Source organism: Janthinobacterium sp., assembly GCF_009923995.1.
Taxonomy (GTDB): Bacteria; Pseudomonadota; Gammaproteobacteria; order Burkholderiales; family Burkholderiaceae_D; genus Janthinobacterium.
Window position 1 is genome coordinate 1 of record NZ_RFSK01000125.1, and the last position, 4800, is coordinate 4800.

General features: G+C 64.1%; 10 protein-coding genes. 2 read left to right on the forward strand and 8 right to left on the reverse strand.

Annotation, left to right across the window (positions count from 1 at the left end; all coding sequences use genetic code 11):
- A partial coding sequence (locus EBS11_RS27935; RefSeq protein WP_290608725.1) for a siphovirus Gp157 family protein occupies positions 1-269 on the forward strand: 269 nt, incomplete at its 5' end.
- 17 nt (positions 270-286) lie between these two features.
- Positions 287-679, forward strand: a complete 393-nt coding sequence (locus tag EBS11_RS27940; protein ID WP_290608727.1) for a hypothetical protein — start codon at positions 287-289, stop codon at positions 677-679.
- A gap of 195 nt (positions 680-874) precedes the next feature.
- On the opposite strand, the gene EBS11_RS27945 is transcribed toward EBS11_RS27940, so the two are convergent.
- The 8 genes from EBS11_RS27945 to EBS11_RS27980 all read right to left on the reverse strand — a co-directional run.
- The gene (locus tag EBS11_RS27945; protein ID WP_290608729.1) at positions 875-1336 is read right to left on the reverse strand and encodes a D-Ala-D-Ala carboxypeptidase family metallohydrolase; all 462 of its coding nucleotides are present in this window, start codon (positions 1334-1336) and stop codon (positions 875-877) included.
- Positions 1333-1515 (reverse strand): hypothetical protein, encoded by a 183-nt coding sequence (locus EBS11_RS27950; RefSeq protein ID WP_290608731.1) that lies wholly within the window; start codon positions 1513-1515, stop codon positions 1333-1335. Before EBS11_RS27950 ends, EBS11_RS27945 begins: the two co-directional genes overlap by 4 nt.
- Positions 1515-1862 carry a hypothetical protein gene (locus EBS11_RS27955; protein ID WP_290608733.1) on the reverse strand — a complete coding sequence of 116 codons (348 nt, stop codon included), beginning with the start codon at positions 1860-1862 and terminating at the stop codon, positions 1515-1517. The genes EBS11_RS27950 and EBS11_RS27955 overlap by 1 nt, the downstream gene beginning before the upstream one ends.
- Entirely contained in the window at positions 1862-2248 is a 387-nt protein-coding gene (locus EBS11_RS27960; protein ID WP_290608735.1) for a hypothetical protein, read from the reverse strand. The genes EBS11_RS27955 and EBS11_RS27960 overlap by 1 nt, the downstream gene beginning before the upstream one ends.
- Positions 2249-2281: 33 nt before the next feature.
- Complete coding sequence (locus EBS11_RS27965) at positions 2282-2404, reverse strand: hypothetical protein (RefSeq protein WP_290608737.1); 123 nt, start codon at positions 2402-2404, stop codon at positions 2282-2284.
- A 220-nt stretch (positions 2405-2624) separates the two neighbouring features.
- Complete coding sequence (locus tag EBS11_RS27970; RefSeq protein ID WP_290608739.1) at positions 2625-3626, reverse strand: hypothetical protein; 1002 nt, start codon at positions 3624-3626, stop codon at positions 2625-2627.
- A gap of 2 nt (positions 3627-3628) precedes the next feature.
- On the reverse strand, positions 3629-4480 hold the full coding sequence (locus EBS11_RS27975) for a hypothetical protein (protein WP_290608741.1): 852 nt from the start codon (positions 4478-4480) through the stop codon (positions 3629-3631).
- Positions 4481-4488: 8 nt separating this feature from the next.
- A partial coding sequence (locus EBS11_RS27980) for a hypothetical protein (protein WP_290608743.1) occupies positions 4489-4800 on the reverse strand: 312 nt, incomplete at its 5' end.

Consider the following 4800-nt stretch of genomic DNA (forward strand, 5'->3'; position numbering starts at 1 on the left):
CGCGGATCAAGGCGCTTGCGGCCGACCTGCTGATCGCGCGTGAGATGGTCGGCGAGGAGCCGAAAGTATCGACGCCGCTCTTCCGCGCGTGGCTGGTCAAGACCGAAGCCGTCAGCGTGCCCGAGGACGTGAACATGCTGCCCGAGGCGTTCCAGCGCCGCAGGGTCACCGTCGAGGCCGACAAGGCTGCCATCAAAGCCGCCATCAAGGCTGGCGAGTCGGTGCCTGGCGCGTTCCTTGTCGAGTCCAGAGGCATCCGGTGGACGTGACGCCTGTAAGCGAACGCATGCGCAACTACCTTGAGGCGCATCAAGGGTCATCGGCCAGCGAGATTGCGGCGGCGCTCGGCGTGCCCGTTCAGTCAATCGGCCGCGCGCTGCGCGTTGACTGCGACAACGGACACATTGACTGCGACGTTGTGGCAGGCGTCTATCGGTACTGGATTCAGAGCCGGCCCGAGCGTCGAGGCACTAGCCGTGCCCTGTTCTGCGCCGTCGAGCTGGCGCTGAAAGGCGGGCGTGTCATGACGGCCAACGAACTCGCGAAGGCCATCGGCCGCAAGTCAAGCATCACCTATACGACGCTCATCAACATGGAGCGGCATGGCTTCGTGGTGTGCGAGTCGCACCTTCGGCCATTCCGTTACCGCTGGACGTTGCGCGATGGCCCGCAGGAGTGAACGCTGCGACGAGCCCGAGCGGGTCGAGTGCTGGTCATTCCGAGGCGCTACGTGGTGCCTTGCGTGTGACGGCCTCGGCCTCGCTCCGGGCTGGTCGGAGTGCAGCGAGTGCCAAGGCGCGGGCGCTGTCTGCTGCCCGGCTGAATCTGGACATTGCATAGAGCATTGATCAGAGCCTAAAGCATTGATCAGAGCTTAGCCCTTGTACGGCGCGTACTGCTTACCGTCAGTCGTGACCAGCGCCTGCATGCAGGACGAGCCGACGCGGTAGGGCTGGCCGAGGCTCAGATGAATCCACGTCGGCGGCCCGTGCCGGCCCTCGAGGATCACCTGGCCGTAGTGCAGCCCGCTTTCAGTCACGATCCAGCGCATGACATCCTCGAGGCGGGCGCCCGGACAGCTAAAGTCCGCAGCCTCGCCGCGCAGGTGCTGGCTACCTTTCGTGCCCTTTACGGCTGCGTTGACGGTCAGGCCACGGAAGCCGGAGTGAATCGACACCGGCCCGAACTTTGCCCGCACGGGCTCCAGCAACGTGGCACAGAGCGCAGTCAAGGCCGGGACGTAGCTCTCAGCCTCGAAAGCGTTGGCCTTCTGGTACTCGGTCAGGCTGGTGCGGGTCAGCTCGTAGAAGCTGAAGTGCGGGCTAAGGTCGGTCACCGCTTGCCGCCGTCATGCGCGGTCAGCATCTGCGCCAGCGCGAAAGCCAACGCCAGCGCGTCATCCCGCAGCTGTTCGGCCTCGGCCTTGGTGACCTTCTTTCCGCCGTCGCTGCGCGGGCCGACAGCCTTTGCCATGTCCGCGACCAGGTGCACGATAGCAGGCGCGAGGTCAAGCATCAGCGAACCGCTGCATGAAAGACCAGCTCGCAATTCACGCTCGCCGAGTCGCTGAAGATGGCAAGCTGCGAGGCCGCCGCGAATCCGCTCCACCCCGTGCCGTCCAGGTAGTAGCCTTCGGGGTCATTGATGGTCGCATACATGGCCGGAGCCGCGCCGCCCTGCGTCAGCGTCGAGTCATAGCTGATGCGCAGGGACTTGCTGGCCTTGTCGCGGTTGTGGAGGGTCAGCATCACGCCGGGACGATTCGGCAGCGTGATCAGCTGGCATGTGTTGATGCTGGCCGGCGTGGTCAGCGCGTACACGTAGGGGAGGCTCGGCAGGTTCGACAGGTCAATGGCGGGCATTACGGCTCCAGAGGGGCAAGCGGTGCGTGGTCGGCATCCGAGCGCGGGTCATCTGCCGGGAGGTCAGCAGGCGCGACCGGCGCGACATCCTCGACGGGCGCGACAGCATCGGCCGCGCGCTCGGGGTCGACGGTCGTCACGGTCATGGCGGCCGACTCAACAGGCGCCGTCGTTTCGATGCTAAAGCCGGGAAGGTGGACGTTGGCGCCGACGCCGAGCAGGGCCAACAGGCCGAGAAAGACGATGACGCTGAACGCCCGGAACTCATTCCGCAGGCCGGTCAGGTTCCGGTCGAAGCTCTCGCGCAGCTCGCGGCGCTCGATGGTGGCCGCGGCGCCCTGTTGCTTCAGCAGGTCAAACAGCATCTGCTCTACGGATTCGGACATAGCATCTAGCTCCTGCAGGCTGCTAACACAGTGTCAACGCTTTTTGCTGCCTTCGACTTTGCTGTAAGCGATGGCGATGGCCTGCTTCTGCGGGTGACCTTTCGCCATCTCTTTGCGAATGATCGCGCTCATTTTCTTGTTGTCGGCCTTGGCCATGTTTCACCTCAGAGGGATGGTATCACAGTCGTATACTCGCCATCGGGCGTGGTCACGACCATACGCTCAGCAAAGTCGCCGGGCAGAAGCGGGCCGACGTACTCGGCAGGCAGCAGGCCAGAAGCCAGCATGAGCGACAGGTGAGGCTCTCCTAGGCGCACGCCCTCGACAATGACGCCCTCGACCAGCAACGCCCGAACGTGTTCGACAGCAGGGGACATTAGGGCACCGCCGGGAGCATGATCGCATTCGCGACGTTGACGGTATCAACCGATACATAATGATACAGGTCAGTCGAGCCCGAACGCAGCCAGCGTCCCGAGATGACGTTTCCGGCGCGGTAAATGCCTCGGAGCGTCCCGAGGCGGGTGCCCGTGTTTGCGGCCGTCGTGCCGATGTTGCGGCCGAAGTCCATGCTATCGGCAATGTAGGCGCCGCTGCTGTCCTGAGTCTCGGGGATGGTGCCGCCGCCCGTGCTGTAGACCGTGCGCGTGCCGCAGCCCCAGATACTGCCGGTGCCGGGTTGGAATACGGCACAGTGAAGCGCGTTGGCCGTGATTGAATGGCTGAACATCTGCGAGGCCGTAGCCAGCCATGTCGAGGTTACAGCCGTTCCGCCGCTGACACACATTCCATAGATGCGCCCGTCAGTCTCGGAACAGACGGACGTGTCATTCGTGTAAGGCTGAATCATGGCTCCAAAGTACGTCCAGCCTTGACTCGTCGCGGTCTGTATAGACTGGATGAAAATGGTTTCCTGACTCACATAGACGCGAATGATTGTCCCGGTTCCGATGAAGAGCGTCTGAATGGCGCGGTAGTACCCGCTGAACTGGCCCGAGGTCATCGGCAGGGATGCATCCCAGCTATTGTAGGCCCCGCCGTTTTTGTTCATGCCAACAAAGATGACGCCGTTTGCGGATGTGTCGGGGCTCAGAATCGGCGGCGTCACGGAGAGCGCGGTGCGGCCTCCGAGAAAGAACACGGGAGACACGCCGACGCCAGAGCTGGCCGGAGGCTCGAACTGAATGGCTTGCGTAACGCCCGTGACCTGCCGCTTCGTGACCGTCCAGACGTGCGTCGATGGCTTTGCGGTGCCGCGGTAATCGTTGGCCGCGGTGACCGCGCTGTAGATGGCGTCCTGGTACGCTTCGACGGATGCCGCGCTCGGCGACACGTCGGCACACCGAACGAAGGTCAGACCAGACAGGGGAAACGGCATGGCTACGGCCCTCCGATGGTGCCGGTGGAGGTAGTGATGATGGCCGGCGACGTGTTCTGGTCAATGACCGCGCCGACATCAGGTAGACGCACCGACGCGATGTAGACCGTGGCCGCGACCCACGCGAGGCCCGACCCGCTGTTACCCAACACGTAGCCGACAGGAGGCGCGCCTAGCGCGAGGATGCTGCGGCCGGTCGTGGTCGAGGTCGTGGTGCCGAGCGTCGAAGTACCCGTGGCATACAGCACATCGCCAGCCGTGTAGCTGGTCAAGCCCGTCCCGCCTTTGTTGACCGCGATGGTCGACGCGCTCCACGTCCCGGTCGTGACCGTGCCCAGCGTCGTGATCGAGGTCGCGCCCGTCCACGTCCCGGCCGTGAGGCTGGTCAACGTGCCTGCGTCGTAAGGCTGCATGCGTGACCATCCAAGGTCAGCACCCGCGCCCGCGGACACCAGCGCGTAGCCAGACGTTCCAGGCGCAAGCCGTCCCCACGTTGACGCGCCACGCATCAGCAGGTCGCCGCGGGCCTCCGACGCGACAGCCACGCCGAACGTGACAGCGCCGGATACCGACCAGTCAGGCGCGATGTTGCTGGAGGAGCCCACGACGCGCTCAGCGCTCAAGGTCGCGTCAGACGACTTGACGAGGTATTCGGCCGTCGTGGGCGCGCCGCCTCCACCGCCTCCACCGCCCGTGCTGGCGATGGTCACGGCTGCCCGGTTGTTGCTGGCCGAGGTCGTCAAGGTCACATTTGACCCGGCCAGAAGCTGAACCTCGGCATAGGTCTGGCTATCGGTGCCGGCCGGCGTCGGGACGAGGACGCGGACGACTTTCGTAGTGCGAACGGTTGCCATGCGTCAGCCTATCCGATCTTCGTGTCGCGCTGCGGATCTTCAATCATCAACAGGGTAACCGCGTCGGTGCCCGTGCCATCAATCTGAAGGTCTGACACGATGCAGAGCTGCTCCGCGAAGCTCACCTTCGCATCCGTCAATGTCACGATCTGACCTTTGTGCAACTGGTACGCGCTCGGCACGACGTAGGACACCGTGCGGCGAGGGAAGGCGTAGGCTCTCGCCATCCATGCCAGAATCGCGCCGGCCGTTGTCTCGTCATAGATACAGGCCGAGTCAATGACCCGTTCAATGATGCCGTATCGGCCCTGCGATGCGAG

Excerpts from the sequence above, each read along its gene's own strand:
- EBS11_RS27965 (WP_290608737.1), bottom strand. The coding sequence starts at position 2,404 with ATGGCCAAGGCCGACAACAAGAAAATGAGCGCGATCATTCGCAAAGAG.
- EBS11_RS27940 (WP_290608727.1), top strand. The coding sequence starts at position 287 with ATGCGCAACTACCTTGAGGCGCATCAAGGGTCATCGGCCAGCGAGATT.
- EBS11_RS27975 (WP_290608741.1), bottom strand. The coding sequence starts at position 4,480 with ATGGCAACCGTTCGCACTACGAAAGTCGTCCGCGTCCTCGTCCCGACG.
- EBS11_RS27960 (WP_290608735.1), bottom strand. The coding sequence starts at position 2,248 with ATGTCCGAATCCGTAGAGCAGATGCTGTTTGACCTGCTGAAGCAACAG.
- EBS11_RS27970 (WP_290608739.1), bottom strand. The coding sequence starts at position 3,626 with ATGCCGTTTCCCCTGTCTGGTCTGACCTTCGTTCGGTGTGCCGACGTG.
- EBS11_RS27950 (WP_290608731.1), bottom strand. The coding sequence starts at position 1,515 with ATGCTTGACCTCGCGCCTGCTATCGTGCACCTGGTCGCGGACATGGCA.
- EBS11_RS27955 (WP_290608733.1), bottom strand. The coding sequence starts at position 1,862 with ATGCCCGCCATTGACCTGTCGAACCTGCCGAGCCTCCCCTACGTGTAC.